Origin of the sequence: Dendronalium sp. ChiSLP03b, assembly GCF_034531165.2 — a bacterium.
Classification (GTDB): Bacteria; Cyanobacteriota; Cyanobacteriia; order Cyanobacteriales; family Nostocaceae; genus Dendronalium; species Dendronalium minutum.
In genome coordinates, this window is the sequence record NZ_JAVRBR020000021.1 from 1 (window position 1) to 24,598 (window position 24,598).

Consider the following 24,598-nt stretch of genomic DNA (forward strand, 5'->3'; position numbering starts at 1 on the left):
CTTTCTTTTGTCACTCCGGGAAGAGTAAAATCATAAAAGAGGACTGAAAGCCAGGAGGGGAGGATGACACAGCCAAGAAGCCCCAAACCAAGCATCAAATTTGTAGATGAATATTGTGCAATCTACAAAAATATCTTTCCAGAAGTCAGAAGTTTTGAAAATTTCCGAGATTTACATTTGGGAATGATATCGGAAATAAAAAGGAAATCTTTACCAGAAATAGCCAAGGTAGTAGGGTTAGAGAATCAGCAATCATTGCATCATTTTTTAACAGAATCACCGTGGTCGGTAGAATCATTAAAGAAGCGAAGATTAGAATTAATTCTGCGGGTATTAAATGAGCGGTCGCTGATTCTAATAATTGATGAAACAGGAGACAAAAAACAAGGTCGTACTACAGACTATGTGAAGCGGCAGTATATTGGGAACTTAGGAAAAATTGAAAATGGTATAGTTGCAGTGACAGCCTATGGCGTAATTGAAGATATGACCTTACCGTTAACATTTCAAATTTATAAACCACGAGAGAGATTGCAGCTAGGAGATAAATATAAAACTAAGCCAGAAATCGCAGCAGAATTAATCCGAGAACTCCAAGGAATGGGATTTAAGTTTGAATTGGTTTTGGCAGATAGCCTATATGGGGAAAGTGATGGCAATTTTATAAGTGTATTAAATCAATTAGAACTACATTTTGTCGTAGCTATACGTAGTAATCACGGAGTTTGGCTGCCAAAAGGGCAAAGTATCAGGTATAATAAATGGCGGCAATTTGATCGTGTTTTCTCGAATGGTCATCAGGAGATTCGATATATCAGAGAGATTATTTTTGGTAGGCGGCGCGATATTCGTTATTGGCAAATTACGACGGATACAGAAAAGCTTCCAGAGAATTCAACCTGGTTTTTAATGACCCATGTTCCAGGTATTAAATACTCAGAAGTTGGAAATCTATACGGGTTAAGAACATGGGTAGAATATGGACTCAAACAAAGCAAAAATGAACTGGGATGGGCGGATTTTAGGCTTACCCATTATTCTCACATTCAGAGATGGTGGGAAATAGTTTGTAGTACCTATCTCATGGTTAGCCTTCATTCAAGTGTTTTCCAAAAATCTCACAGCTATATTCTCCAAATATTTGCGGAACACCCTTTGTGGGATGAAAGTTATGGTTGGAAGAACATCCTGAATAATTTACGTCTTATTATTCAACCTTTGATTCTTTTCAATTTGATTAAACCTTGGCTTAAAGTATTTTCTATACCTCAACTTTCTACGGGATTTTCTGACCTGATTAGCATCATGAATACTTTGCACAATCATCTATTTTTATCCCTTTGGTCAGACTATTTCTCTTTTTCCTCTGCCTAGAGTGACTAAAGAAAGCTATATTCACGCTGGCATTTCAAACTTGATTTAATTTTTATTTGACAAGTCTTGTTGAGGCAGACTAGGGTTGTAGCCCTGTAGCGTCTGCTGGTGAGATATCGCCTTCCTCTGGATTACAGCTTGCCGAAAACCCAGCACAATCAAGATATTTGAAAGTGTCAAAAATACTTCTGCACTGCCATGCAACCAATCCACATTTGCCAACGACTTTCCATAATGTAGTTGGGCGTAAATCCCTGCTGGAATGGTAATGGCGACAAACACCAGCGTGCCGTAAAATCCATACAGCGCCAAACGCGGCATTTGCTGGCTGCGCCCGATAAACCACAAGAAACCCAGATAAGGGAACAGTGAAAGGGCAAATAGGGTTTCTTTAGATATCATCGCTCTAATTTGATAGGTTTTGACTCAACAGTATTGGTTGCAACGTTGGCGGACTTGGTAGAACGCCAAATCCACACTGCCGCTGCCCAGAGTGTAAAATTACCGATTAAGGTCATGGTCGCTTGCAGCGTTACCAACCATTCTAAAGATTCAGCATTGTCGAAATAATGCCAAGTACAAGCGCACATGGCACTGACCAAAGCTGGTAACATGGCAAGGGATAATCCCCACCAAGTGCGGTTATTAGTGAGTTCGCCGTAAGTCCAGATTAACCAAATAGCGGCAATCCACTCAATAACGCTAGAAATATGAATAATCCAAGTGGGAATTGAAAGGGCGTGCATAAGGAAGTCAAAAGTCAAAAGAATAAAATTTAAAATGGCAAAGATGCGAGCGTTGTTGTCTGGGTATTATGGCAAAGGTAATGGTGGTGACGAAGCTTTGTTGGCGACGCTTTTGCAAATGCTACCACCTCATGTAACACCTGTGGTTCTTTCTGGTAATCCAGGGGAAACCCACGATCGCTACAATGTAGAAACTTATAACCGTATGGCTCCCTTAGCTGTACTGCAAGCTTTACGTTCTTGTGATGCTTTCATTTGGGGCGGTGGTAGTCTAATTCAAGATGTCACCAGTACCATTAGCCCATTTTATTATGGAGGACTAATGGCATTGGCTCAGAAAATGGGCTTAAAAACTGTTGCTTGGGCACAGGGTATTGGGCCGTTAGTGCGTCCGCAAACTCGTTGGTTGGCACGGCAAAACTTTGCTGGTTGTACTAAAGTTAGTGTACGCGATCGCGCTAGTGCTGCTTTATTATCTGATTGGCAAATTCCTTGTATCATTGCTCCAGATCCAGTGTGGGCGTTGGAGTCTAAACCAGTGCCGGGACTTTGGGATTTACCTGCGCCTAGGGTTGCTGTAACATTGCGATCGCATCCTCAACTGAGCGAAGCCCGTCTCGCAAATCTAACTCGCGCCTTAGTGGATTTTCAAAAAGCTACGCAAGCTTTTATTTTACTACTACCGTTTCAGAAAAGTGAAGATTTAAGTATTGCCGAAGCAATTCAACCACATCTTCAAGATGTGAGCAAGATTTTGTGTCTGGAAGATCCGCAACTTTTGAAGGGTGTCTTTCGCGGCGTGGAAATGGCAATTGGTATGCGCTTGCACAGTTTGATTATGGCAGCTGCTGAAGGTTGTCGCTGTTTTGCTCTGAGTTACGACCCCAAGGTAAATCGCCTGATGGAAGAATTGGTAATACCTGGGTGGGATTTGGCAAATTTACCAGATGACCCGAATGTAATTAGTAAAACTTGGATGGAACATTATGCCAATGGCGATCCGCTTGCGTCAGAGCAAATTCAGTCTTTGGTGGATCGAGCTTTAATGCACCGTGAATTGTTGGATGCAGCGTTAACTTAAGCACGAATGAAAGTTAGTCAGCTTAAATTCCTTCTATAATATGCAGTTCAAAAACGCACTGAGCATTAGTACGAGGAACTCCCAGTGATACTAACCAGTTAATAGCTCCACCGTTATACCAGTCAACCGAGGCATCACTGGAAGCAGCGTTACGGATGTATCCTTTCCAAGTGTCACCTTGTCTGATTAACGCTATTGGTGTACCTAGTGTTTCTGGATTTTTGATATTTCTACCAGTTGTCACCAGACCCAAGCCATAGTTACCTTGAAGTCCAATATTAGAAATCTCTCTAGCTATGCCTTGAGCTTTCAAGTCAGTATGAATTGATTGGTTTAGCTTAGAAGTCAGAGTAGAACTACAGTCTACAGACTCGGCTAAAACAGCATTGTTGTCAAGTTTAACTATTAAAGTAGTGGCGGTTAAAGTTGCGATCGCCACTACTAAAATTTGTTTAAGCATCTTTTTCACCTTTAACTACTTCTCAAGTATTGAGTTACACAGAACCTTGTCTATATTAATTTTTATTTCAACGGCATATTTTGGGTAACTCCGTGCAAGCTAGCAAACGGAATCCGTGTTTGCTCTTTTGTAGTTTTTTGGAAACTGAATTATAACCATCAATAAAGGTGAGAACTCGGAGTGGGTAAATGGCAGAACAAAGCCTGAATGACTTTCCTAGACAAATCCTGCAACAACGCTACGAAATTCAACAGCAGTTAGGTAAGAAAGCCGGAAGACGCACTCTATTAGCCCGTGACCTCGAAACTCAGCAATTAGTCATTATTAAACTGCTCACCTTTAGTAATGATTTTGCCTGGGAAGATTTAAAGCTATTTGAACGGGAAGCCGAAACACTCAAAGCAATCGACCATCCTGCTATCCCTCGTTACTTAGATTATTTTGAGTTAGATTCATCTAGCAGCAGAGGTTATGCCTTAGTCCAGAGTTATGTGGAAGGCAAATCTCTGGAAGAATATATGACAACAGAGGGGAGGTTTACAGAAACCGAAATTCAGGAAATTGCCAAAGCACTGTTAAAAATCCTGACTTATTTACATGGACGACAGCCGCCAATCATTCACCGCGACATTAAACCTAGCAATATTATCTTGGTACGTTCCGGTAATGGTGTTAGTCAGGTTTACCTGGTAGATTTCGGTTCTGTGCAAACCTTGGCATCCAAAGCAGGTAAGACAGTAACGGTTGTAGGTACGTATGGCTACATGCCACCTGAGCAATTTGGCGGCTATGCAACACCCGCTTCTGACCTCTACAGTTTAGGAGCCACACTCATAGCTTTAGCGACAGGAATCCATCCCGGCGATTTACCCCAGAAAAATCTGCGGATTGCATTTGAAAGCGCTGCCGATCTCAGTCCTTCATTCGTGAATTGGTTGCAGTGGCTGACAGAACCCAGTTTAGAGCGACGTTTGACATCTGCACCAGCAGCTTTGACTGCTTTGAAAACAGGACAACTCAGAACTACCGAACAATCAGCGGTTAGTCGGAATAAACCTGTGAACACCTTAAATTTGTTCTGGAATGCCATCTGGCGTAGTACCGCTATTGGTGGTTTAGTTGTAGCGGTGAGTGCTGCACTATACAGCACAGTTGCCATTCCTGGAATAGGAAGCATCATAGGGCTACAAATTGGTGCTGTTATTGGTTTTCCCATCGCTTTTATCAATGGATTTGTAGTCGGGATAATTACGCGGTTATTCTTCTTCCCTTTGAAAAATCATCACTTGCATCGGCGCACAGTCACCATCATCAGCACCATCCTGGGGATGGCTCTTGCTTTAATTGGGTTCAGTGGGATATCTGGCTATGGCAATGAGGTAATTACCTACCGCATATTCTGGGTGATTGCGCCTTCTGTGATCACTGGGTTAAGTATGGGTGCGGCTAGCAAGTCTATTGCTCAGTGGTATGAAAAGCAACACCATATTAATTCGTAATTCGTAATTCGTAATTCGTAATTCAGATGAGTAATGAAATATTAAATGGGCGTTATCAAGTCCAACGACAACTGGGAAGACAAACTGGCAGGCGAACTCTGTTAGCTTTTGATTTGGACTCTTCGCAACAGGTAGTGGTGAAATTGCTGTACTTGGGGCAAGACTTCGACTGGCAAGACTTGAAGTTGTTTGAGCGGGAAGCGGAAACTTTAAAAGCCCTTGACCATCCTGCCATTCCTCGCTATCTGGATTACTTTGAGCTAGATACAGCCAACGATAAAGGCTTTGGTTTGGTGCAAAGCTATGTAGAGGGTAAGTCCTTAGAGGAGCATTTACAAACAGGGCGGACGTTTAGTGAAGCTGAAGTAAAAGAGTTAGCGCGATCGCTTTTAACAATTCTCTCCTATTTGCATCAAAAGCAACCGCCTGTAATTCATCGAGACATTAAACCCAGTAATATTCTGCTGACAAATCGTTCTGGTAATAGTGTTGGTCAGGTGTACTTAGTCGATTTTGGCTCTGTGCAAACCTTAGCTGCCCAAGAAGGCGGAACAATTACTGTCGTGGGTACATACGGATATATGCCACCGGAGCAATTTGGCGGTAGGACAACTCCAGCGTCAGACCTCTACAGCTTGGGCGCAACTTTAATTTATCTGGTGACAGGGCTGCATCCTACGGAACTACCACAGCAAGAATTGCAGATTCAATTTCGTCAGTCTGTAAATCTCACTCCGGAGTTTGCTGATTGGTTAGAGTGGATGACTGAACCCAGTCTGGAGCAGAGATTTTTAGGGGCAGAAGCAGCGATAGAAGCATTGGAAAAACCTCGCCCCAGAAAACGGCAGATATCGATATCAAAACAACCTTTAAAACAGCCACCAGCCAGTAGAATTCGCTTAATTAAAACTCCTGAAACTTTAGAAATTATCCTGCCATCCAAAGGATTTGGAATTCGTTTAATAGGGTTAATCTCTCTTATCACGCCTCTAGCACTGGGATTCAATTTTATAACGGCTGGATTGTTCTCTGGTGTCAAAGAAATTGGTTATTTCTTGCAAATTGTGGCGATCGCTTTACTTATGATTACTATTTTTTGGGGTTTTTGCAAGCGTACTCGCATCGTAATTGACTCGCAAAATCTGGATTTGATGCACGATTTTCTAGGAAAGAAATGGCAGGCTTCTCCTTCATTAAAAAGAAAAAATATATCTAAATTGCAAATAACCAATTTAAGGCATAAGAATTTTAATACTCGGTCTATATCATTTAATTCCACAGGCTTAGCTACATATTACCTGGGTCGTTTTAGTGATTTAACTGTTGCAGAACTGGAATGGTTGACACAGGAAGTGAATGACTGGTTACGCTTACCAGCGATCAAACAGGAGTGATACTATAGGTACGGTGTACGTCCAACTGGGAACCGTCGCAACTTTTCGCAAAATCCAAAATAGTATAAGCGATCGCCTAAGCAATCAGGTAATTAAACAACACATATATTTGTTATGCAGGCGCTATATAACAAACATAAGTTTAAAGTGCGTGTGACTTTTGTTTTGGCTGTTTGCGCCAGTTGTGTTTTTTCAGCTTTGTTTGCCAAGACTCCATATAGGTGTAGAAAACGGGTGTTAAATAAAGCGTCAAGAACTGCGAGAACAGCAACCCGCCAACTACCGCTAAACCAAGAGGACGGCGTGTATCTGCACCTGCTCCCAATCCGAGGGCAATAGGCAGCGTTCCCATCAATGCTGCCATCGTCGTCATCATAATTGGCCGGAACCTTACCAAACACGCTTCGTAGATTGCATCATAAGGATTTTTACCGTTTTGACGGGCTTCAATGGCGAAGTCAACCATCATGATGCCGTTTTTCTTAACAATGCCAACCAGTAGGATAATGCCCACAAAGGCGTAAATATTCAAGTCAACGCCAAATATTAACAAGGTCAACAGCGCCCCAAATCCAGCAGATGGCAAACTGGAGAGGATAGTTAGTGGGTGAATGAAGTTCTCATAGAGAATACCCAATACAATATAAATTACCAAGATGGCAACTAGCAGTAGCAACCCTAAACTTTGAATCGAGGACTGAAACGCTTGCGCCGAACCTTGGAAAGCTGTGCTGATAGTAGCTGGTAGTGTTTGACGGGCGAGTTGCTCAATCTTGTCAGTGACGTTGCCTAGTGATACACCAGGCTTGAGGTTAAAAGAGAACGTCACAGAGGCAAGCTGTCCTTTGTGGTTGATAGTCAGTGGCCCCACATCTTTATTCAGGGTTGCCACAGCGTTGAGGGGCACAAGTTGACCATTGGGGGTACGAACTGAAAGTAAATCTAGGGCATTGGGATTTTGCTGATATTCGGGTTCCACTCCCATAATCACCTGATACTGGCTATCGGGGGCGTAGATAGTAGAAACCTGGCGAGTGCCATAAGCATTACTGAGGGCAGTTTCAATCTGATTGACAGTTAAACCCAGAGCTGAAGCCTGATCGCGGTTGATATCTACTCGGACTTGCGGATTCTTGATTTGCAGGTCACTGTTCACATCTTGCAAATCTGACAGCGTGCGAAGCTTTTCGTCTAGCAGTGGAGCGTATTGGTAAAGTTCTTGAACGTTAGGACTTTGCAGAGCGAATTGATATTGCGCTTTCGTCTGTTGTCCGCCGACATTGATGGCAGGGGGATTTTGCAAAAAGACTTTGATCCCAGGTACGCGTGATAGTTTAGGTCGAAGTTCCTGTACAACTTCATCAGCACTGAGATGACGCTCATGGCGAGGTTTGAGCTCGATTAAAATTCGTCCAGCGTTAGCGGAAGCATTTGGCCCGCCAGCCCCAACGCTAGAGTTGATTGAATCGACATTGGGATCGCTGTAAGCGATCGCAGCCACTGCCTGTTGATGCTTTACCATTTCATCAAAGGAGATATCCTCTGATGCCTGAGTAGTGGCAGTAATTTGTCCAACATCAGCGTTGGGAACAAACCCTTTAGGCACAACTATAAATAGGTACACCGTCCCTAAAAGAATTGCCCCAGAAATCACCATCGTCGTGCGGTGATGCTTAAGTGATACCCTTAAAGTCCTATCGTATCCGCGCAACAACAGATTAAAAAAGTTTTCCGAAATATTGTAAAGACGAGTCCTAAAATTAGGAACTGGGGATTGGGGACTGGGAATTTTCTCCTCATCTCCCTCATCTCCCTCATCTCCCCTGCCCCTCTGCTCCTCTGCTCCTCTGCTCCCCTGCCCCTCTGCCCCTCTGCCCCTCTGCCCCTCTGCCCCTCTGCTCCCCTGCTCCTCTGCCCCTCTGCCCCTCTGCCCCTCTGCCCCTCTGCTCCCGTGCTCATGATGCGGTGGACGCAGAAATCTCGAACAAAGCATTGGTGTCAAGCTGAGGGAAATCACGCCAGAAACCAAAATCGCAACGCTGATAGTAATAGCGAACTCACGGAACAGTCGCCCTAAAATACCTTCCATGAACAGTATTGGAATAAATACTGCTACTAAGGAGATGGTCATGGACAAAATCGTGAAGCCAATCTCTCTAGAGCCATTCAGCGCTGCTTCCATGCGGCTCTCACCCATTTCCATGTGGCGGACAATATTCTCCAGCATCACCACAGCATCATCTACCACAAAGCCCACTGAAAGAGTCAACGCCATCAGCGATAAGTTATCTAGGGAGAAACCTAACAGCACCATAACGCCGAAGGTCGCCACAATTGAAAGCGGTACTGCCAAACTGGGAATAACTGTAGCCGAGAGATTGCGGAGAAACAGAAATATTACCAGTACTACCAGGGCGATCGTTAATAATAGCGTGAACTGCACATCGTCTACAGACTCCCGAATTGACTGGGAGCGATCGTAGAGAATATCAATATTGACAGCTGCGGGAATTTGTTTGCGGAAGGTAGGTAGCAATTTCTTAATTGCATCCACCACTTCAACAGTATTGGTTCCTGGTTGCCGCTGAATTGCTAAAACGATCGCCCGCACACCAGAATTTTGGATTTTAGATTGGGATTTCTCCCCTGCTCCCCCGCTCTTCTCCCCTCCTGGCCCAAAATACCAGCTTGCTACCTTATCATTTTCCACGCTGTCCAGCACTTGACCCAGTTCCCCCAACTGTACTGGTGCGCCATTTTGATAAGCTACAGTCAAAGAGCGATAGCTGGCAGCATCATTGAGTTGACCATTTGCCTGAATCGTATAGTTCTGCTCCTTCCCGTAAAGTGTGCCAGTCGGAAGGTTGACATTACCGTTAGCAATGGCAGTTGCGACTTCATCGACTCCTATACCTTTAGCGCTCAAAGATTCAGGGTCAAGCTGAATCCGTACCGCGTACTTTTGGGCACCGTACACTTGCACTTGCGCTACCCCATCCACCATCGACAGGCGTTGTGCTAGCAATGTCTCGGCATACTTGTCTACGGTTGAAAGCGGCAGAATAGAAGAATTAAGGGAGAGATAGAGAACTGGCTGATCTGCTGGATTTACCTTCCGGTAGGATGGGGGACTAGGCATATTAGTGGGCAACTGCCTAGCCGCTTTGGAGATGGCTGCTTGCACATCCTGTGCTGCCCCATCTATATCCCTATTTAGTTCAAATTGCAGCGTGATTTGTGAACTTCCCAAAGAGCTAGTAGAGTTCATCGAACTCACTCCCGCGATGCTAGAAAACTGCTGCTCTAAAGGAGTTGCTACCGAAGAAGCCATCGTCTCTGGACTGGCTCCGGGTAGACTAGCTGATACCTGGAGTGTCGGATAATCTACATTGGGTAAGTCGCTAACGGGCAATAATTGGTAACTCATCAGCCCAAATATCAAAATACCGACCATAACTAAGGTCGTCATGATTGGGCGACGAATGAATAGCTCAGAAATATTCATTGATTTGCTTCCTGCCTCTGACTTCCTACTGTCGGTTTTACCTGCACTGTGGCACCAGCTACCAAGTTAAATTGTCCATCAGTGACTACTTGCTCACCCGGTTTTAGACCTTGCTTGATAACTGTTTCGTTTTCAACTGCATCACCTACGGTCACTGGACGCACTTCTGCTTTATTGTTGGTAACTACAAATACAAACGACCCTTGTTGTCCGCTCTGGACTGCTTGGGTAGGTACGGTAATAACGTTTGGTTCTTCAGTGAGCTTGAGTACTACATTGACAAACTGCCCTGGAACAAGTCGCTCGTCATTGTTAGCAAAAGTTCCCTTAAGTTGAATCGTGCCTGTTTGGGTATTGACTCCACTATCAACAAAGGTGAGTTTGCCTCGCTCTGGACGCTCTGTATCTTTGGGAGGTAGGGCATCAACTTCTAGGTTGCCTTTAACGCTGTATTTTTTGAGGTCTGGCAGTAGTCGTTGAGGAATTGAAAAGTTAACGTAAATCGGTTGGATTTGGCTGATCGTAATTAGCGGATCGGTGGCGTTCGCCTGCACTAAGTTGCCTCGATTTAGTTTCAGGCTACCTGTGCGTCCAGCAATTGGTGAGTAGATGGAACTATAGGAAAGCTGAACTTTAGCATTGTCAATTGCTGCTTCATCTGCTACGACTGCGGCCTGGGCATTTTGTACGTCTGCTTGGGCTGCTGCCACTGCTGCTTGAGCATTTGCTACTCCATCTCGATCTGCATTCACTGTTGCCCGTTGAGCATCAGCAGTGGTCTGAAATTGATCCGCCTGTTCTTTGCTGATTGCCCCTTGCTTGAGCAAACCCGCATAGCGTTGAGCCTGCACATCTGCATTTGTTGCCTGGGCTACATCTTTGGCTACATTCGCTTTGGCTTGGCTTACTTGGGCAATAGCTTTTATGACGTTTGCCTGTGCCTGTTTCACCAGCGCCAAATCTTTTGCTTTGGCAGCATTAGCTTGCATTAACGCTGCTTGTAAAGTACGGGAATCGATTGTAAATAATAAGTTACCTTTCTTAACGTCCTGTCCCTGCTGAAAATAGACTTCAGTAAGTTGCCCACCGACCTGCGACTTGACTGATACCGTAGAATATGATTCCACTGTTCCTGTAGCTGTTAGCAAGATGGGAATTGTTTTTTGTGTCGCAGTGGCAACCACCACGGGCACAGATCGATTTTTTCCTGCTGCCTCTTTACTCGATTGTGCTTCGGAAGCATTACAAGCAGCACACAAATAAGGCAGACCCAGCATCAGCAACCAGAATCGTCCTCCTTGAATCAGACTATGAAAGCGAGGTACGATTTGAGCAGCCAAGAACAAAGGCTTTGTCACCTGAACAGAGACTAAACAGCGCATATCAAAAATCCAGGAAGAAAAGGAGGGAACGATCGCGGTTTCCGCAATTTTAATGCAATAGTTTGTTATTTAGATTAACTTATTGTTAGCCTAACTAATTTTTAGCCCACTAATAATTATTTGTCATACCTCTTTTTGAGGAAAAATCGTTTTTTGTAAGAAATTTACTTTAAAAATAGGATTTCTCTGAAAGAAACAGGAACGCAAAAGCAGTGCTTCTTAACAATCGTTCGCTTTTTCGCTGAAAAACGTTATATATTTAGGTTAAGTACCGTAAATATACTGAAGTTATCTAGATTTAGTATACAAAGAACTAAATTTCCCATCCTATGATTGAAAAGTTGTCAACAAAAGCGATCGTTATTTTCGATATTGATGGCGTTGTGCGCGATGTTAGCGGTTCCTATCGTCGAGCGATCGCTGATACTGTAGAGTATTTTACCGAGCAAGCGTATCGTCCGACACCACTAGACATTGACCAACTGAAATCCGAAGGCATTTGGAATAACGATTGGGAAGCATCCCAGGAATTAATTTATCGTTACTTTGCCGCTCAAGGGCAGTCGCGCGAACAATTACAACTCGACTACAACGCCATTGTTGCTTTCTTCCAATCGCGTTATCGAGGGACAGACCCTGACAATTGGACAGGGTATATCTGTGATGAACCCTTATTATTACAGCCTCGTTACTTAGAAGAATTAACACAAGCTAGCATTGCTTGGGGATTTTTCAGTGGTGCTACGCGTGGTTCTGCTAACTATATATTAGAAAAACGTCTGGGCTTGCAGTCACCAGTATTGATTGCGATGGAGGATGCACCAGGAAAACCAGACCCCACAGGACTTTTTGCCACTGTTCGTCAGTTAGAAAATGGATTGGATGAAACACCAGCAATCATCTACGTGGGAGATACAGTAGCTGATATGTACACTGTAGGCAAAGCGCGAGAAATAAATCCTCACCGCAGTTGGATTGGTGTAGGAGTTTTACCGCCTCACGTACAAGAAACACCAGCGCGTCGTGATTCCTATGGTGAAACACTATTAGCAGCAGGAGCAACGATAGTTTTAAGCAATGTAGAAGAACTAAATTCTGTCAAGATTCAAGAAATAGTCAATGGTCATTAACCATTAGTCAATGGTTGAGAGTCTTATCTTCCCCAATTTCTCCTGCCTCCCCAATAACGGCTATTACCAAGTACTTAGTGCATCCAGTTGCTATTGAAACATAAATAAATTCAGGTGATGTTTGGAGGTGTGAAAAAAACGACCTATCCTAGCAGCAGAGATTTCTCATAGAAATCTGTAAAACGAAAGTTTTTAAGAAGGCGATCGCATGACCAACGGCGTAATAATGCAGTATTTCCACTGGTATGTCTCAAATGATGGTACCTTATGGGACAAGCTGGATAAAACAGCCAATGAGCTAGCCGATGTAGGCTTCACTGCTTTATGGCTGCCACCAGCTTATAAAGGCAGTGGTGGAACATGGGATGTTGGATACGCAGTCTACGATTTGTTTGATTTAGGTGAGTTCGATCAAAAAGGTACTGTCCGAACAAAATACGGAACACGCGAGCAATACCTGACAGCTATTAAAACAGCCCAGCGTGCTGGTATTAAAATCTACGGTGATGTAGTTTTCAACCACAAAGATGGCGGGGATGAAATAGAACGCATCTTGGCGCAGGAAATGGATTGGGAAGACCGCAACCGTCCAATTAGCGACTGGTATGAAATTGGAGCATATACAAAGTTCAATTTTCCCGACCGTGGAAATAAGTACTCCAGTATGAAGTGGTATTGGTGGTGCTTTGATTCATTATCCTATAACGCAGACACGCAACGAGCAGATAAGCTCTACCGCATTAAGGATAAGCATTTTGAAACAGAAGTTAGCCACGAACATGGCAACTATGATTATTTGCTAGCGAACGACTTGGATTCAAGTAACGATCTCGTACGCGGTGAATTGATGTATTGGGGGCGTTGGTTTGTTGACACCGCAGGTGTAGATGGCTTTCGCATTGATGCTGTCAAACATATCCGTTCCACCTTTTTCCGCGATTGGTTGAACCACTTGCGAGTTCATTTTGGGGGACGGGAACTGTTTAGTGTCGGCGAGTACTGGTCTCAGGATATTGATGCCTTACATGGTTATCTTGCTGCTAGTGAAGGGCGATTATCGTTGTTTGATGTGCCTCTCCACTTTAAGTTTCACCAAGCCAGTCGTCAGGGCAATAGTTTCGATATGCGGTCAATTTTTGACAGAACCTTAGTTAAAGAACAACCTGCCCTAGCAGTGACCTTTGTCGAAAACCATGATACCCAACCTTGTCAATCGCTAGAGTCTCCTGTAGAACCTTGGTTTAAGCCACTGGCGTATGCACTAATCTTGCTGCGCCGTGAAGGTTATCCTTGCGTTTTTTATGCAGATTATTACGGGGCGCAATATCACGACAAAGGACGCGATGCTACCCTTCACTCTCACCGTTTCTTGATTGACAAGTTCCTGAAAGCTCGTCGATACTATGGTTTTGGCGACCAACACGATTACTTTGACCATCCTAATACTATTGCTTGGACGCGCTTGGGTAACAGCGAACATCCAGGAGCAATGGCTGTGGTGCTGACTAACAGCGAACCAGGTAACAAGTGGATGAATATGTTCAGACCCAACGCAGCTTTCTACGATGCTACTGGGCATATCAAGGACACTGTTTATACCAATAATGATGGATGGGGAAATTTCCCCTGTCCTGGCGGTTCAGTCTCAGTTTGGTTGCAAAAATAGTGCTGATGAGGAAGAAAAGAAAAAGGTAAAAGCTGCTTACCTTTTTCTTTATTTCCTACTTTTACTGAAGTTTCAAGAATTTATCCAAAGCTGCCGCCACGCTAGGCGGCCAACGGCGGATATTTTTCACCCAGTTGATATCTTTGTAGCGGGTGTCAAGTCCGTAAGCAGCCACCCAATTACTTTCAGCTTCGCCTTTTTGTCCAGTTACCCAATAAGCAGCTGTCAGGGCCGCACGCATGTCAGCAAACTTAGGATATTTGCGGACGATATTCCGCATTTCCTTGATTGCTGGGTTGATCTCACCAGTTTCATAAAGTGCGAGGGCATAATTGGCACGGGCAAAGGCAAAATTTGGGGCGATTTCCACTGATTTTTTGTAATCAACGATCGCATCTGACCATTTTCCTAAACCTGCTTTGGCATTACCCCGATTGTTGTACGCCATCGCATCTTGGGGATCGAGTTCCAGGACATGATTATAATCGGCGATCGCGTCTGACCATTTTCCCAACCCTTCTAAAGCTGTACCCCGATTCAAATAAGGATCGGTAACATTCGGAGCTAATTCTATAGCTCTGTTGTAATCTTTGAGTGCAGCTTGCAACTTATTCTGACTCACCCGTGAATTTCCCCGGTTACTCCATGCTCCAGCATTAGTGGGAAATTGCTCAATAATCTTTGTCCAGTACTGTTCAGCCGTGACAAAATCACCTTTATTTGTGGCTGCAAATGCCTGATTTGCCCACTCATCTCCCTGTTCTAATTGCTCTTGAGTAAAGTTAGGCTGTGGAGACTGTGCCATAACTGGCGTACCCCAGCCAAACACAAGTAACAGACTGAGAACAATACCAATTAACTTAATCATCTGGGTTTACCTGTGTCCATCTGCGGTGTGAACACAATTTATCATGGCGAAAAGTTTCTTAACCAGGAATAGGGATTGGGGAACTCGGGATCCCCAGAGGGGGATTAGGGGCAATGGGGACTGGGAAAGAGTTTTCTCAATACCCAATACCCAATTCTCAGTATTACAGCAACGACATCTGTTCATTAGGCGGCTTGAAGCCCAAATGTTTGTACGCTGCCTTTGTCGCCACCCTACCACGAGGAGTCCGGCTCAAATACCCAATCTGCATCAAGTAAGGTTCGTAAACTTCTTCAATGGTTTGGGTATCTTCACCTGTAGCTGCGGCAATTGTTTCCAATCCAACGGGGCCACCATTAAACTGTTCAATAATTACACTCAGCATTCGACGGTCTGTCCAATCTAAGCCACAGGGGTCTACTTGAAATAGTTGCAATGCTTCGGATGCAACGCTTTCTGTAATTTCTCCAGATAATTTTACTTCCGCATAATCACGCACTCGCTTGAGTAATCTGTTAGCAATACGCGGTGTGCCTCGCGAACGACGGGCAATTTCTGTGGCACCGTCCTCTGTAACTGGGGTTTGGAGGAATTGAGCGCTTCGCAATACAATTTTGCTCAGTTCATCAACTTCGTAAAAGCGCAGTTTTTGTACTAAGCCAAAGCGATCGCGTAGTGGTGAAGTCAAAGCACCTACACGAGTTGTCGCTCCCACCAACGTAAATTTTGCCAGTGGCACACTTCTGATCCGCGTACTCGAACCTTTGCCGATGGTAATGTCTAAGCGATAATCTTCCATTGCCGGATAAAGAATTTCTTCTGTCATCCGCGAGAGCCGATGGATTTCATCCACAAATAGGATATCTCCGGGTTTGAGGTTCACCAGTAACCCGGCAATATCCCTAGGACGTTCTAGCGCTGGCGCACTGGTAATTTTGTAATTTACCCCCATCTCTGAGGCTAAAATCATTGCCATTGTGGTTTTACCCAATCCTGGCGGGCCATACAGTAGCAAGTGATCCAGCACCTCACCGCGAGACTTGGCTGCTTTGATAGCAATATCTAGCACGTCCTTGAGGTCTTTTTGCCCAATGTAATCAGCAAATCGCTGTGGGCGGATACTCTCTTCTTGTTTACCTTCGTCAACAGCAGCTTCAGCTTGCAAAATGTTCTCGTTGGACGGTGCTTTCGCCGACTCGCGGCGCTGCTTTGGTTGTCCGTTGGGTTCTTGAGGCTGTTTTTTCGAGGAGATTATCGCCATAATTCAGCTATCAACTTTCAAGGGGACTAGGGACTGGGAAGATTTCCAGTTATTGATTAATGGGACAAGATTCTTTCCTGTTCCCAGTTTCAGAGAGTTGTCTCTGCCGCAATAATGGGGAATCAGCACGGATAGAAAATTTTCGTTTGAGAATACACGCGCCAATTTAAAATTTAAATTCCGGCTAATTACCCAAAAGTAAAAAAGTTGTTATGTTATCTAAAAGAATTTTACCGTGCTTAGATGTTAAGGCGGGACGAGTTGTTAAAGGAGTTAACTTTGTTGACCTTAAGGATGCAGGCGATCCGGTAGAGCTGGCAAAGGTTTATAACGAAGCTGGTGCAGATGAGTTAGTATTTCTAGATATTACAGCCACTCATGAAGACCGGGATACTATTATCGATGTGGTGTATCGCACTGCCGAACAGGTCTTTATTCCCCTGACTGTGGGTGGTGGTATTCAATCCTTAGAAAATGTTAAAGCTTTGTTACGAGCTGGTGCAGACAAGGTTAGTATTAATTCTGCGGCAGTACGCGAACCAGACTTGATTAATCGGGCAAGCGATCGCTTTGGTAATCAGTGCATAGTAGTTGCTATTGATGCTAGGCGCAGAGTTGACCCAAGTAATCCGGGCTGGGATGTTTATGTGCGGGGTGGTAGAGAAAATACTGGCTTAGATGCTTTACTTTGGGCACAAGAGGTCGAAAAACGAGGAGCAGGAGAACTGCTGGTAACGAGTATGGATGCTGACGGCACTCAAGCTGGCTATGACTTAGGGTTGACAAGTGCGATCGCGGAATCTGTACAAATTCCAGTCATTGCCTCTGGTGGTGCAGGCAATTGCGAACACATCTATACGGCGCTCACAAAAGGCAAGGCTGAAGCTGCATTACTAGCATCACTACTGCATTATGGGCAATTAAGCGTCGCACAAATTAAAAATTACCTGCGCGATCGCCACGTCCCAGTGCGGTTGTAATATTGACTTACTAGACATTATCAACAACTAACCACATCTATCCTAAGTTAGACACAGTTGTAAAAAAGGGTGTTAACATTAGTGTACAAGTATTAATAAATATTAAGAATTATGTTGATTCCTATTTTATTATTTGATGTGGCGTTGGTAGCCTGGTCACTGCACCTGATGGAAAAAGCCTACGCTAATAAAGAATTTTCTCTGATGTTGGCTGGTACATTGGTTGCCTTAGCTGCTGCGGCTATGTTAGTAGTTTACTTTCTCATGGGACACTGTATGAGTTACTTATTGCAAGTTTCTTAAAAAATGCTGAGTTCTAGATGAGATTCTTTACATTTAGCAGATAAAACTTGACAAAGTATAAGATGTTAAGGCAATATAGATAACGCACTGTTAAGGGGTTATAGCTCAGTTGGTAGAGCGCTGCAATGGCATTGCAGAGGTCAGCGGTTCGAACCCGCTTAGCTCCATTTGTACATTAAATAATTGTTGTCAGTTTTAAATAATTGTTGTCCAATTTGACAGAGTTAAGGAACATGATTTAAACATTTTCCCAGCTTTCAGCCATCAACGCAGTTTTAAAGAATTATTGTCCAGAGTTGGAACCAGTTTTAAAGAATTATTGTGCAAAATTTTATTCAAAAGATATCCACGAGGCTTTAGTGAGATGGGCCCAATTTTAAAAGATAAAGGGCTGGATTCGATTGAACGCGATCGCACCAACCAAAAACAACGCCTCAAAGCACTGCGGGAACTGCTACCCACTTTTAAACAGAGATTAAACAATCGCCAGCAACTTTTGCAGCAAGGAGCGATCGCTGCACAACAGCGAGTATCTCAAAGAGTTAGCGTGGCATTTTTTCCGGTTGGCGATGGTAAGCAAATTCAACCAGGAATGAAAGTACAAATTACACCTTCTACAGTGCAAAGAGAACGCTTTGGTGGCATTATTGGTGCTGTTACCGATGTTTCTGCCTTTACCGTAACTAAAGAAAGTGCATTAAGTGTGGTCGGCAATTCGGAATTTGTGCAAGCTTTTATGTCACAAGGGCCACAAATCCAAGTTACTGCCCAACTGCAACCAGACGCTTCGACCTTCAGCGGCTATAAATGGTCTTCCTCCCAAGGGCCGCAGTTGCAAGTTACTCCTGGAACCACCACCACTGTACAAGTCACCGTGGAAGAACGCGCCCCAACTACTTTTGTCCTACCGCTATTAAAATCCTGGAGTGGCATTAACTAGATATGATGTGGTGGCAAAATCTCCAGAGGATAATCGGGCGTAAAAGCAAGCGGTATCATACTCAGACTGTACTGCAAATGGAGGTAGCAGAATGTGGAGCAGCCGCCTTGGGAATTATTTTGGCGTACTATGGTCGCATTGTCCCGCTGACAGAACTTAGGCAAGCTTGTGGAGTATCACGGGATGGTGTTAATGCTCTTAACGTTGTCAAGGCAGCTAAAACCTATGGACTCAGCGCTAAGGGCTACAAGAAAGACTTAGCTGCACTATGGCATCTCAAACTTCCTTACATTGTATTTTGGAACTTTAATCACTTATTAGTCGTAGAAGGTTTAAGCAAGGAACGAGTTTATCTCAACGATCCTGCTACTGGACGGCGTAGTGTCTCTTGGCAAGAATTTAGTGACTCCTACACAGGTGTTGTGCTTGTTTTAGAACCTGGTTCGGGTTTCCAAAAAGGCGGACGCAAACCCAGCACGATTTTGAGTTTATGGTCGCGTCTGCAAGGATCTTTTGACGCGATAATTTACTGTGTGCTAGCAGGTTTTTTGCAAGTAATTCCGGGATTAGCCATACCTGTATTTTCTCAAGTTTTTGTAGATAGTGTATTAATTGGGGGTAAAAATGAGTGGTTGCGTCCGCTAATTTTAGGGATGATTTTGACAGCCGGACTTAATGGATTTTTAACCCTGTTACAGTTGCAGTCTCTACGTCAGTTAAAAGTCAAGCTGTCCGCGAGCATGAAAAGTAAATTCCTCTGGCATATTTTACGCCTGAGCATCAGTTTTTACGATCAGCGATTTGCAGGAGAAATCAGTAGCCGTATACAACTTAACGATAGTATAGCAAACTTGCTTTCCGGGAAATTAGCTACTAGTGCGATCGCCGCAGCTTCTATATTTCTATATGTAATAGTCATGCTGCAATACGACGTATTACTGACTTTAATTGCGATCGCTTTTGTCGCTGTGAACCTAGTTACTTTGCAATGGGTAAGAAGGCATCGCACAGATACTAATACTAAGATGATGCAAGAGTATGGAAAAGTCCAGGGCATAGCGATTTCTGGTCTTCAAAGTATAGAGACGCTCAAAGCATCTGGATTAGAGTCAGATTTTTTCTCTCGCTGGGCAGGTAACTACACCAAAGCTATCAATACACATCAACAATTGGAAGTAACAAACCAAACACTGGGAATTGTACCAACATTTCTGTCAGCTAGTGCATCTCTGCTCATGTTAGCGATCGGCGGTTTGCGAGTCATGGATGGAGCCATGAGCATCGGCATGTTAGTTGCTTTTCAAGGCATGATGCACAGGTTTCTTGAGCCTGTCAATAATCTGGTTCACTTAGGAAGTGACCTGCAAGAGATGGAAGGCAATCTTAATCGCCTTGATGATGTTTTAAATAACCCCATCGATCCCCAGTTAGAACCAAAAAAAAGCAGCGAACACAAGGAAAAGAAAGATTTATCCTCTGCCCCCAAGTTGAAATTACAAGGGGATGTTGAATTACGCAATGTCACTTTTGGCTACAGCCAAATAGCTTCACCGATAATAGAAAATTTTAATCTCTGTATCAAAAAAGGACAGCGAGTTGCTTTAGTAGGTGCTAGTGGTTGTGGTAAGTCTACTATTACCAAACTTTTGTGTGGACTTTACGAACCCTGGCAGGGAGAAATTTACTTTGATGGCGAACGTAGAGAACAAATTGAGCGCCAAGTATTAGTTAATTCTATCTCTGCGGTAGACCAAGAAATCTTTTTCTTTGCTGGCAGTGTCAAGGATAACTTAACACTTTGGGACAGTACTATACCCAACGAAGATTTAGTTCAGGCTTGTGAAGATGCTCAGATTCATGATGTAATTGTCTCTCTACCAGGACGATACAATGCAGACCTGTTAGAGGGTGCTACTAATCTCAGCGGTGGTCAGCGACAACGCTTAGAAATTGCGCGTGCCTTGGTTAATCATCCCAGCATCCTGATTTTAGATGAAGCCACTAGTGCCTTAGATGCCAAGACTGAAAAACAAGTCAGTCAGAATCTAAAAGCGCGTGGTTGCACTTGCATCATTGTCGCACATCGACTTTCGACTATACAAGATTGCGATGAAATTATTGTTATCGAACGCGGAAAGATAGTTCAACAAGGAACTCATGAGCAATTACAGCAAATTGAAGGGCCATACTTGCAATTGATTCGTAGCGAACAAAACCTGGAGTTTGAATCTAGTATTACCCCAACGGCAGAAACTAATTTTGCTGATGATTCCTCTATTTCTCCCACTTCGTTAACCAAGATAGATGCTAACAAAAATCCTATCCAAAAGATAGATGCCCAATTACTCAGATTAGAGTCAAAAGAACGCCTTGAACGTGAGTTAATGACACAAACATTAGCAGAATTGGCATCTGTACTGCAACCAAGGTCTGATAAAGTAAGTAATCGCTCAACGTTGAATAAAAATCTCGATTTAGGTGACAGCCAGCAAGCTTTATTAGTCGCGGCTGGTGCTGTAGGCAAAGCTTTAGGAATTGAAATTCGCCCCCCAGCGATTTCCGAAGATTCCCAGGAAATCAAAGACTCTGTAGAGGCTCTAGCTCGCGCTTCGTGTATCCGAGTGCGGCAAATTAAATTACCCAATAACTGGTGGAGACAGGATTACGGCCCGATATTGGCATATATCGCAAAGACTAATTTGCCAGTGGCATTGTTACCAACCTCTAATAACCGTTATCAACTCTATGCGCCTGGCGAACAAACCCCTGTCCCAGTAGATGCTCGCACGGCAGCAACACTAATTCCAAATGCTTACATATTTTATCGACCGTTCAGCCAGAAACATCCCAGAGCTATTGATTTACTTCAGTTTGCTTTCCAACGACATTATAAAGAGTTGATTGTAATTTCAGGGGCGGGAATTACAGCTACTTTACTCGGAATGCTCACGCCTTTTGCTACAGCTATCTTGATTGACAAAGCTATCCCTGATGCAAATCGCGCTCTACTGGCTCAAGTTGCTTTTGGATTAGTGACCGCTACTTTTGGAACAACATTGTTTCAATTAACTCAAGGGCTGGCTACGATTAGGCTAGAAACTTTTGCCACCTCCTCTATTCAAGCAGCAGTTTGGGATCGATTACTCAATCTCAAGCTTTCTTTTTTCCGCTCTTTTTCAGTTGGTGACTTAAATTCGAGAGTCACAGCTATTAATCAAATTCACCAAAGATTGGGTAATACAATCTTAAAATCAATCCTTTCTAGCTTGTTTTCGTTGCTCAATCTTGGATTATTGTTCTACTACAATATTTCCTTAGCTCTATTAGCTTGTGCAGTCGCAGTGATAAATACTGCTGTGACTATCATCTTCGGTATTGCGATCGTCCGTAAAGCTCGCTCGGGATTAAACTATGAAGGCAAAATCTTTGGTGTGGTTGTACAGTTGATTAATGGAGTAGCTAAACTCAGAGTCGCCAAAGCTGAAACTCGTGCTTTTGCTTACTGGGGTCAACAATATACCCAACAACTAAAACTAATGCTCAGTAGGCAAGGTATTGAAGATAGTCTTGCTGCGATCAATGAAGTACTACCGACCTTAACTACTGCGGCTCTATTTTGGTTTGCTGCTAGCTTAATTGCACAGTCCCATGTATCTAGAGAACCGAGCTTATCTACTGGCACTTTCTTAGCACTTAATGTTGCTTTTAACACTTTTATAAATGCAGTAACTAGCCTCAGCAATACAGTTGTAGAAGTTTTGCAAGTCTTGCCTTTGTGGCAAAGAGCTAAACCAATCCTCCTTGCAGAACCAGAAATTACCTTCAACCAAGCAGATCCCGGAAAACTTACAGGTAGATTAGCTATAGAGCGTGTCAGTTTTCGCTACCGTAATGATTGTCCTTTGGTATTAGATAAAGTTATTATTCAGGCTCAAGCTGGAGAATTTATTGCGATTGTTGGCCCTTCCGGTAGTGGGAAATCAACTTTATTAAGACTGCTTTTAGGGTTTGAATTCCCCAAATTAGGCAAGGTTTACTACGATGGACAAGATTTAGCCTCTGTGAATATTCATGCTGTGCGCCGTCAATTAGGCGTTGTACTGCAAAATAGTCGGCTGATGTCAGCTTCTATTTTGAATAACATTACTAGTGGTGCAGCCCTGACGATTGACGAAGCTTGGGAAGCGGCTAGAATGGCGGGTTTAGCAGATGATATCGCTGCCATGCCAATGGGGATGCACACAGTCGTCAGTGAAGGCGGCAGTAATCTTTCTGGCGGACAACGACAACGGCTATTGATTGCACGAGCTTTAGCATTGAAACCGAAGATTTTACTGTTTGATGAAGCTACTAGTGCGCTCGATAACACAACTCAAGCGATAGTTAGTCAAAGCTTGGATAAATTGCAAGTCACTAGAATCGTTATTGCTCATCGGCTTAGTACCATCCGCAATGCTCACCGTATTTATGTACTTAAAGCAGGCCGAGTTGTACAACAAGGAACTTTTCAAGAATTAGCAACTATGAAAGGATTATTTGCCCAGTTGATGGCTCGGCAGATGGCATAACTATATTATTACTCCGATCGCAGACAGTACATTATCCTAACAACGCTTGACTATTACCGTCGGATCGCGGTCAATTACCGAAAAATTCGACAGCGCTCACTACAGCATTTCAAAGTTTTGGTTTTGTCTATGTCACGCTCGATTTAGAAGGTTATCGTAGTGGGAAATTAAATCAGGTTTTGTCCGCTCGGATTGCTTCAAGGTAAATGTTTTTGAGTCTAGAAGCATAGTCTTCGATGGAATGATGCTCGATAATTCTAGAGATCGATCTGATTGATTTCTCTAAAATTACTTTGCGAGCGGCAAATATTTCATGTACTGCTTGCCCAATTCCCTTACGGATCAATTTACTAATGAAGAATCTACCTTCTTTTGTCGTGGAAATTACTTCTCCTAAACTTTGATTATAAGAGTTGAATCTAGGATTTTTAGTGTTAAATCTGGACAAAACTTTTCGGTTGGCCAACCGATTTAGTTTATTCCCAATCCCCTCTTTTAAGATGAAAATATCGCGAATTTTTTTGTATTTAGCATCAGGCACTATGCCGATAATGTTTCTTTTCTCTGCATATGTATCGAACTGATAACCAATAAGCACAATTGGCTTCTCCTTTTTACAAGAGTGGCGTAACTAGAACTAAAGTATCTAGCAATTTTTAACGGTTCGAGCAGACGTGCAGTTAGGACAAGCTGGCATGAGAATTACTCAACAACAAGAACTGCCTCTACTTTAGCAATTATCATTACTTCAGTGGCACTAACAAACTTAGTACAAATTTATATATTTAACCAATTCTATCCACTTAGAAAAGTTATTATTCGGTTAAGTAGAAAAGTAGGAAAAGTGGGAAAAGTAAGATGTTTTACATAAAGCGTTGATTATTCTGTTAATAAGCTGTAAATTTGATACATTAGGCATAAATAAGGGAAAATAAACATGAATCCTTCACAAGAAGAACCCACCAAAGAAGAACTTCTAGATGGTGAGCTATCAGAGGAAGAATTGTACACAATAGCAGCCGGAACAGCAGTCGGAGCGAAAGTGAAGGCGATTCTATCTGGGCTCACATCTCTAGTTGAAAGCTCAAGTGTAGTATTTGATCCGTGTGGAAGTTAGATTGAACTGAAGAATGGAGTTCGTCTAAGTAGTGACTCTATGGTGGCAACTTTCAAACCCCGCTGCTTTCATCGTGCCAGCGAGCGTGCCGCGTTTGAGCAAGGATTATGAGCTCTTACCAGAGATAAGTGAGGCAATGATTCAAGGTGCAATGATTCGATTGATGTTGCAAAGTCTTGGTGAATAGCCCTCTTTTATCACTTTGGGAGAACCCAATCGCTGAAAGCCTTTCGAGGCTTTAATTTCTAAGTTTTGGCTATAAATTTTAGTTACTGTTAGAAAATAAAGGCTCAAAGCTTGACTCAATCAAAGTTTCAGAATCTT

19 protein-coding genes, 1 tRNA gene and 1 pseudogene are annotated in these 24,598 nt (G+C 43.3%); 13 read left to right on the forward strand and 8 right to left on the reverse strand.

All coding sequences use genetic code 11. From position 1 onward, the window contains the following. Nucleotides 1-63 precede the first annotated feature (63 nt). On the forward strand, nucleotides 64-1,374 hold the full coding sequence (locus RMY31_RS06135; protein WP_409877464.1) for an IS701 family transposase: 1,311 nt from the start codon (nucleotides 64-66) through the stop codon (nucleotides 1,372-1,374). Nucleotides 1,375-1,419: 45 nt separating this feature from the next. Here the strand turns inward: RMY31_RS06135 and RMY31_RS06140 are convergent, their stop codons facing one another. Beyond that, complete coding sequence (locus RMY31_RS06140; RefSeq protein ID WP_322663790.1) at nucleotides 1,420-1,776, reverse strand: DUF3593 domain-containing protein; 357 nt, start codon at nucleotides 1,774-1,776, stop codon at nucleotides 1,420-1,422. Then, entirely contained in the window at nucleotides 1,773-2,120 is a 348-nt protein-coding gene (locus RMY31_RS06145) for a DUF2499 domain-containing protein (RefSeq protein WP_322663788.1), read from the reverse strand. Before RMY31_RS06145 ends, RMY31_RS06140 begins: the two co-directional genes overlap by 4 nt. A 43-nt stretch (nucleotides 2,121-2,163) precedes the next feature. Here RMY31_RS06145 and csaB point away from each other — a divergent pair, with 43 nt between their 5' ends. Then, complete coding sequence (csaB, locus tag RMY31_RS06150) at nucleotides 2,164-3,201, forward strand: polysaccharide pyruvyl transferase CsaB (protein ID WP_322663793.1); 1,038 nt, start codon at nucleotides 2,164-2,166, stop codon at nucleotides 3,199-3,201. Between the two features lie 22 nt (nucleotides 3,202-3,223). Here csaB and RMY31_RS06155 read toward each other — a convergent pair whose 3' ends face one another. After that, nucleotides 3,224-3,661, reverse strand: a complete 438-nt coding sequence (locus RMY31_RS06155) for a hypothetical protein (protein WP_322663786.1) — start codon at nucleotides 3,659-3,661, stop codon at nucleotides 3,224-3,226. A gap of 188 nt (nucleotides 3,662-3,849) precedes the next feature. Here RMY31_RS06155 and RMY31_RS06160 point away from each other — a divergent pair, with 188 nt between their 5' ends. Continuing rightward, the gene (locus RMY31_RS06160; RefSeq protein ID WP_322663784.1) at nucleotides 3,850-5,160 is read left to right on the forward strand and encodes a bifunctional serine/threonine protein kinase/MFS transporter; all 1,311 of its coding nucleotides are present in this window, start codon (nucleotides 3,850-3,852) and stop codon (nucleotides 5,158-5,160) included. A 26-nt stretch (nucleotides 5,161-5,186) separates the two neighbouring features. Then, entirely contained in the window at nucleotides 5,187-6,554 is a 1,368-nt protein-coding gene (locus RMY31_RS06165; RefSeq protein WP_322663782.1) for a serine/threonine-protein kinase, read from the forward strand. Between the two features lie 142 nt (nucleotides 6,555-6,696). Here the strand turns inward: RMY31_RS06165 and RMY31_RS06170 are convergent, their stop codons facing one another. Together RMY31_RS06170 and RMY31_RS06175 are read right to left on the reverse strand one after the other, a co-directional pair. Further along, a complete protein-coding gene (locus RMY31_RS06170; protein WP_322663780.1) occupies nucleotides 6,697-10,059 on the reverse strand; it encodes an efflux RND transporter permease subunit in 3,363 nt (1,120 codons plus the stop codon). Next, nucleotides 10,056-11,441, reverse strand: a complete 1,386-nt coding sequence (locus RMY31_RS06175; RefSeq protein WP_322663778.1) for an efflux RND transporter periplasmic adaptor subunit — start codon at nucleotides 11,439-11,441, stop codon at nucleotides 10,056-10,058. The genes RMY31_RS06170 and RMY31_RS06175 overlap by 4 nt, the downstream gene beginning before the upstream one ends. Before the next feature lie 329 nt (nucleotides 11,442-11,770). On the opposite strand from RMY31_RS06175, the gene RMY31_RS06180 reads away from it, so the two are divergent. Continuing rightward, nucleotides 11,771-12,571, forward strand: a complete 801-nt coding sequence (locus tag RMY31_RS06180; RefSeq protein ID WP_322663776.1) for a TIGR01548 family HAD-type hydrolase — start codon at nucleotides 11,771-11,773, stop codon at nucleotides 12,569-12,571. A gap of 208 nt (nucleotides 12,572-12,779) precedes the next feature. Continuing rightward, on the forward strand, nucleotides 12,780-14,237 hold the full coding sequence (locus RMY31_RS06185; protein ID WP_322663774.1) for an alpha-amylase: 1,458 nt from the start codon (nucleotides 12,780-12,782) through the stop codon (nucleotides 14,235-14,237). A gap of 61 nt (nucleotides 14,238-14,298) precedes the next feature. On the opposite strand, the gene RMY31_RS06190 is transcribed toward RMY31_RS06185, so the two are convergent. Next, a complete protein-coding gene (locus RMY31_RS06190; RefSeq protein ID WP_322663772.1) occupies nucleotides 14,299-15,105 on the reverse strand; it encodes a tetratricopeptide repeat protein in 807 nt (268 codons plus the stop codon). Nucleotides 15,106-15,268: 163 nt separating this feature from the next. Next, entirely contained in the window at nucleotides 15,269-16,366 is a 1,098-nt protein-coding gene (gene ruvB, locus RMY31_RS06195; protein ID WP_322663770.1) for a Holliday junction branch migration DNA helicase RuvB, read from the reverse strand. A 212-nt stretch (nucleotides 16,367-16,578) separates the two neighbouring features. On the opposite strand from ruvB, the gene hisF reads away from it, so the two are divergent. From hisF to RMY31_RS06225, 6 genes and pseudogenes are all read left to right on the forward strand, one after another. Continuing rightward, complete coding sequence (gene hisF, locus RMY31_RS06200) at nucleotides 16,579-17,346, forward strand: imidazole glycerol phosphate synthase subunit HisF (protein ID WP_322663768.1); 768 nt, start codon at nucleotides 16,579-16,581, stop codon at nucleotides 17,344-17,346. A 111-nt stretch (nucleotides 17,347-17,457) separates the two neighbouring features. Then, nucleotides 17,458-17,649 (forward strand): hypothetical protein, encoded by a 192-nt coding sequence (locus RMY31_RS06205; RefSeq protein ID WP_096558845.1) that lies wholly within the window; start codon nucleotides 17,458-17,460, stop codon nucleotides 17,647-17,649. Between the two features lie 94 nt (nucleotides 17,650-17,743). Then, a tRNA-Ala gene (locus RMY31_RS06210) sits at nucleotides 17,744-17,816 on the forward strand. A gap of 197 nt (nucleotides 17,817-18,013) precedes the next feature. Continuing rightward, on the forward strand, nucleotides 18,014-18,589 hold the full coding sequence (locus RMY31_RS06215) for an NHLP bacteriocin system secretion protein (protein ID WP_322663765.1): 576 nt from the start codon (nucleotides 18,014-18,016) through the stop codon (nucleotides 18,587-18,589). Between the two features lie 5 nt (nucleotides 18,590-18,594). Beyond that, nucleotides 18,595-23,157 (forward strand): NHLP family bacteriocin export ABC transporter peptidase/permease/ATPase subunit, encoded by a 4,563-nt coding sequence (locus RMY31_RS06220; protein ID WP_322663791.1) that lies wholly within the window; start codon nucleotides 18,595-18,597, stop codon nucleotides 23,155-23,157. A gap of 92 nt (nucleotides 23,158-23,249) precedes the next feature. Beyond that, nucleotides 23,250-23,363, forward strand: a pseudogene (locus tag RMY31_RS06225) (TIGR00268 family protein); the annotation flags it as partial. Here RMY31_RS06225 and RMY31_RS06230 read toward each other — a convergent pair. Next, on the reverse strand, nucleotides 23,330-23,755 hold the full coding sequence (locus RMY31_RS06230) for a hypothetical protein (protein WP_322663761.1): 426 nt from the start codon (nucleotides 23,753-23,755) through the stop codon (nucleotides 23,330-23,332). The pseudogene RMY31_RS06225 and the gene RMY31_RS06230 overlap by 34 nt on opposite strands. Before the next feature lie 339 nt (nucleotides 23,756-24,094). Here RMY31_RS06230 and RMY31_RS06235 point away from each other — a divergent pair, with 339 nt between their 5' ends. After that, nucleotides 24,095-24,274 (forward strand): hypothetical protein, encoded by a 180-nt coding sequence (locus RMY31_RS06235; RefSeq protein WP_409877470.1) that lies wholly within the window; start codon nucleotides 24,095-24,097, stop codon nucleotides 24,272-24,274. Nucleotides 24,275-24,598 lie beyond the last annotated feature (324 nt).

Excerpts from the sequence above, each read along its gene's own strand:
- RMY31_RS06135 (WP_409877464.1), top strand. The coding sequence starts at position 64 with ATGACACAGCCAAGAAGCCCCAAACCAAGCATCAAATTTGTAGATGAA.
- RMY31_RS06140 (WP_322663790.1), bottom strand. The coding sequence starts at position 1,776 with ATGATATCTAAAGAAACCCTATTTGCCCTTTCACTGTTCCCTTATCTG.
- RMY31_RS06145 (WP_322663788.1), bottom strand. The coding sequence starts at position 2,120 with ATGCACGCCCTTTCAATTCCCACTTGGATTATTCATATTTCTAGCGTT.
- csaB (WP_322663793.1), top strand. The coding sequence starts at position 2,164 with ATGCGAGCGTTGTTGTCTGGGTATTATGGCAAAGGTAATGGTGGTGAC.
- RMY31_RS06155 (WP_322663786.1), bottom strand. The coding sequence starts at position 3,661 with ATGCTTAAACAAATTTTAGTAGTGGCGATCGCAACTTTAACCGCCACT.
- RMY31_RS06160 (WP_322663784.1), top strand. The coding sequence starts at position 3,850 with ATGGCAGAACAAAGCCTGAATGACTTTCCTAGACAAATCCTGCAACAA.
- RMY31_RS06165 (WP_322663782.1), top strand. The coding sequence starts at position 5,187 with ATGAGTAATGAAATATTAAATGGGCGTTATCAAGTCCAACGACAACTG.
- RMY31_RS06170 (WP_322663780.1), bottom strand. The coding sequence starts at position 10,059 with ATGAATATTTCTGAGCTATTCATTCGTCGCCCAATCATGACGACCTTA.
- RMY31_RS06175 (WP_322663778.1), bottom strand. The coding sequence starts at position 11,441 with ATGCGCTGTTTAGTCTCTGTTCAGGTGACAAAGCCTTTGTTCTTGGCT.
- RMY31_RS06180 (WP_322663776.1), top strand. The coding sequence starts at position 11,771 with ATGATTGAAAAGTTGTCAACAAAAGCGATCGTTATTTTCGATATTGAT.
- RMY31_RS06185 (WP_322663774.1), top strand. The coding sequence starts at position 12,780 with ATGACCAACGGCGTAATAATGCAGTATTTCCACTGGTATGTCTCAAAT.
- RMY31_RS06190 (WP_322663772.1), bottom strand. The coding sequence starts at position 15,105 with ATGATTAAGTTAATTGGTATTGTTCTCAGTCTGTTACTTGTGTTTGGC.
- ruvB (WP_322663770.1), bottom strand. The coding sequence starts at position 16,366 with ATGGCGATAATCTCCTCGAAAAAACAGCCTCAAGAACCCAACGGACAA.
- hisF (WP_322663768.1), top strand. The coding sequence starts at position 16,579 with ATGTTATCTAAAAGAATTTTACCGTGCTTAGATGTTAAGGCGGGACGA.
- RMY31_RS06205 (WP_096558845.1), top strand. The coding sequence starts at position 17,458 with ATGTTGATTCCTATTTTATTATTTGATGTGGCGTTGGTAGCCTGGTCA.
- RMY31_RS06215 (WP_322663765.1), top strand. The coding sequence starts at position 18,014 with ATGGGCCCAATTTTAAAAGATAAAGGGCTGGATTCGATTGAACGCGAT.
- RMY31_RS06220 (WP_322663791.1), top strand. The coding sequence starts at position 18,595 with ATGTGGTGGCAAAATCTCCAGAGGATAATCGGGCGTAAAAGCAAGCGG.
- RMY31_RS06235 (WP_409877470.1), top strand. The coding sequence starts at position 24,095 with ATGAATCCTTCACAAGAAGAACCCACCAAAGAAGAACTTCTAGATGGT.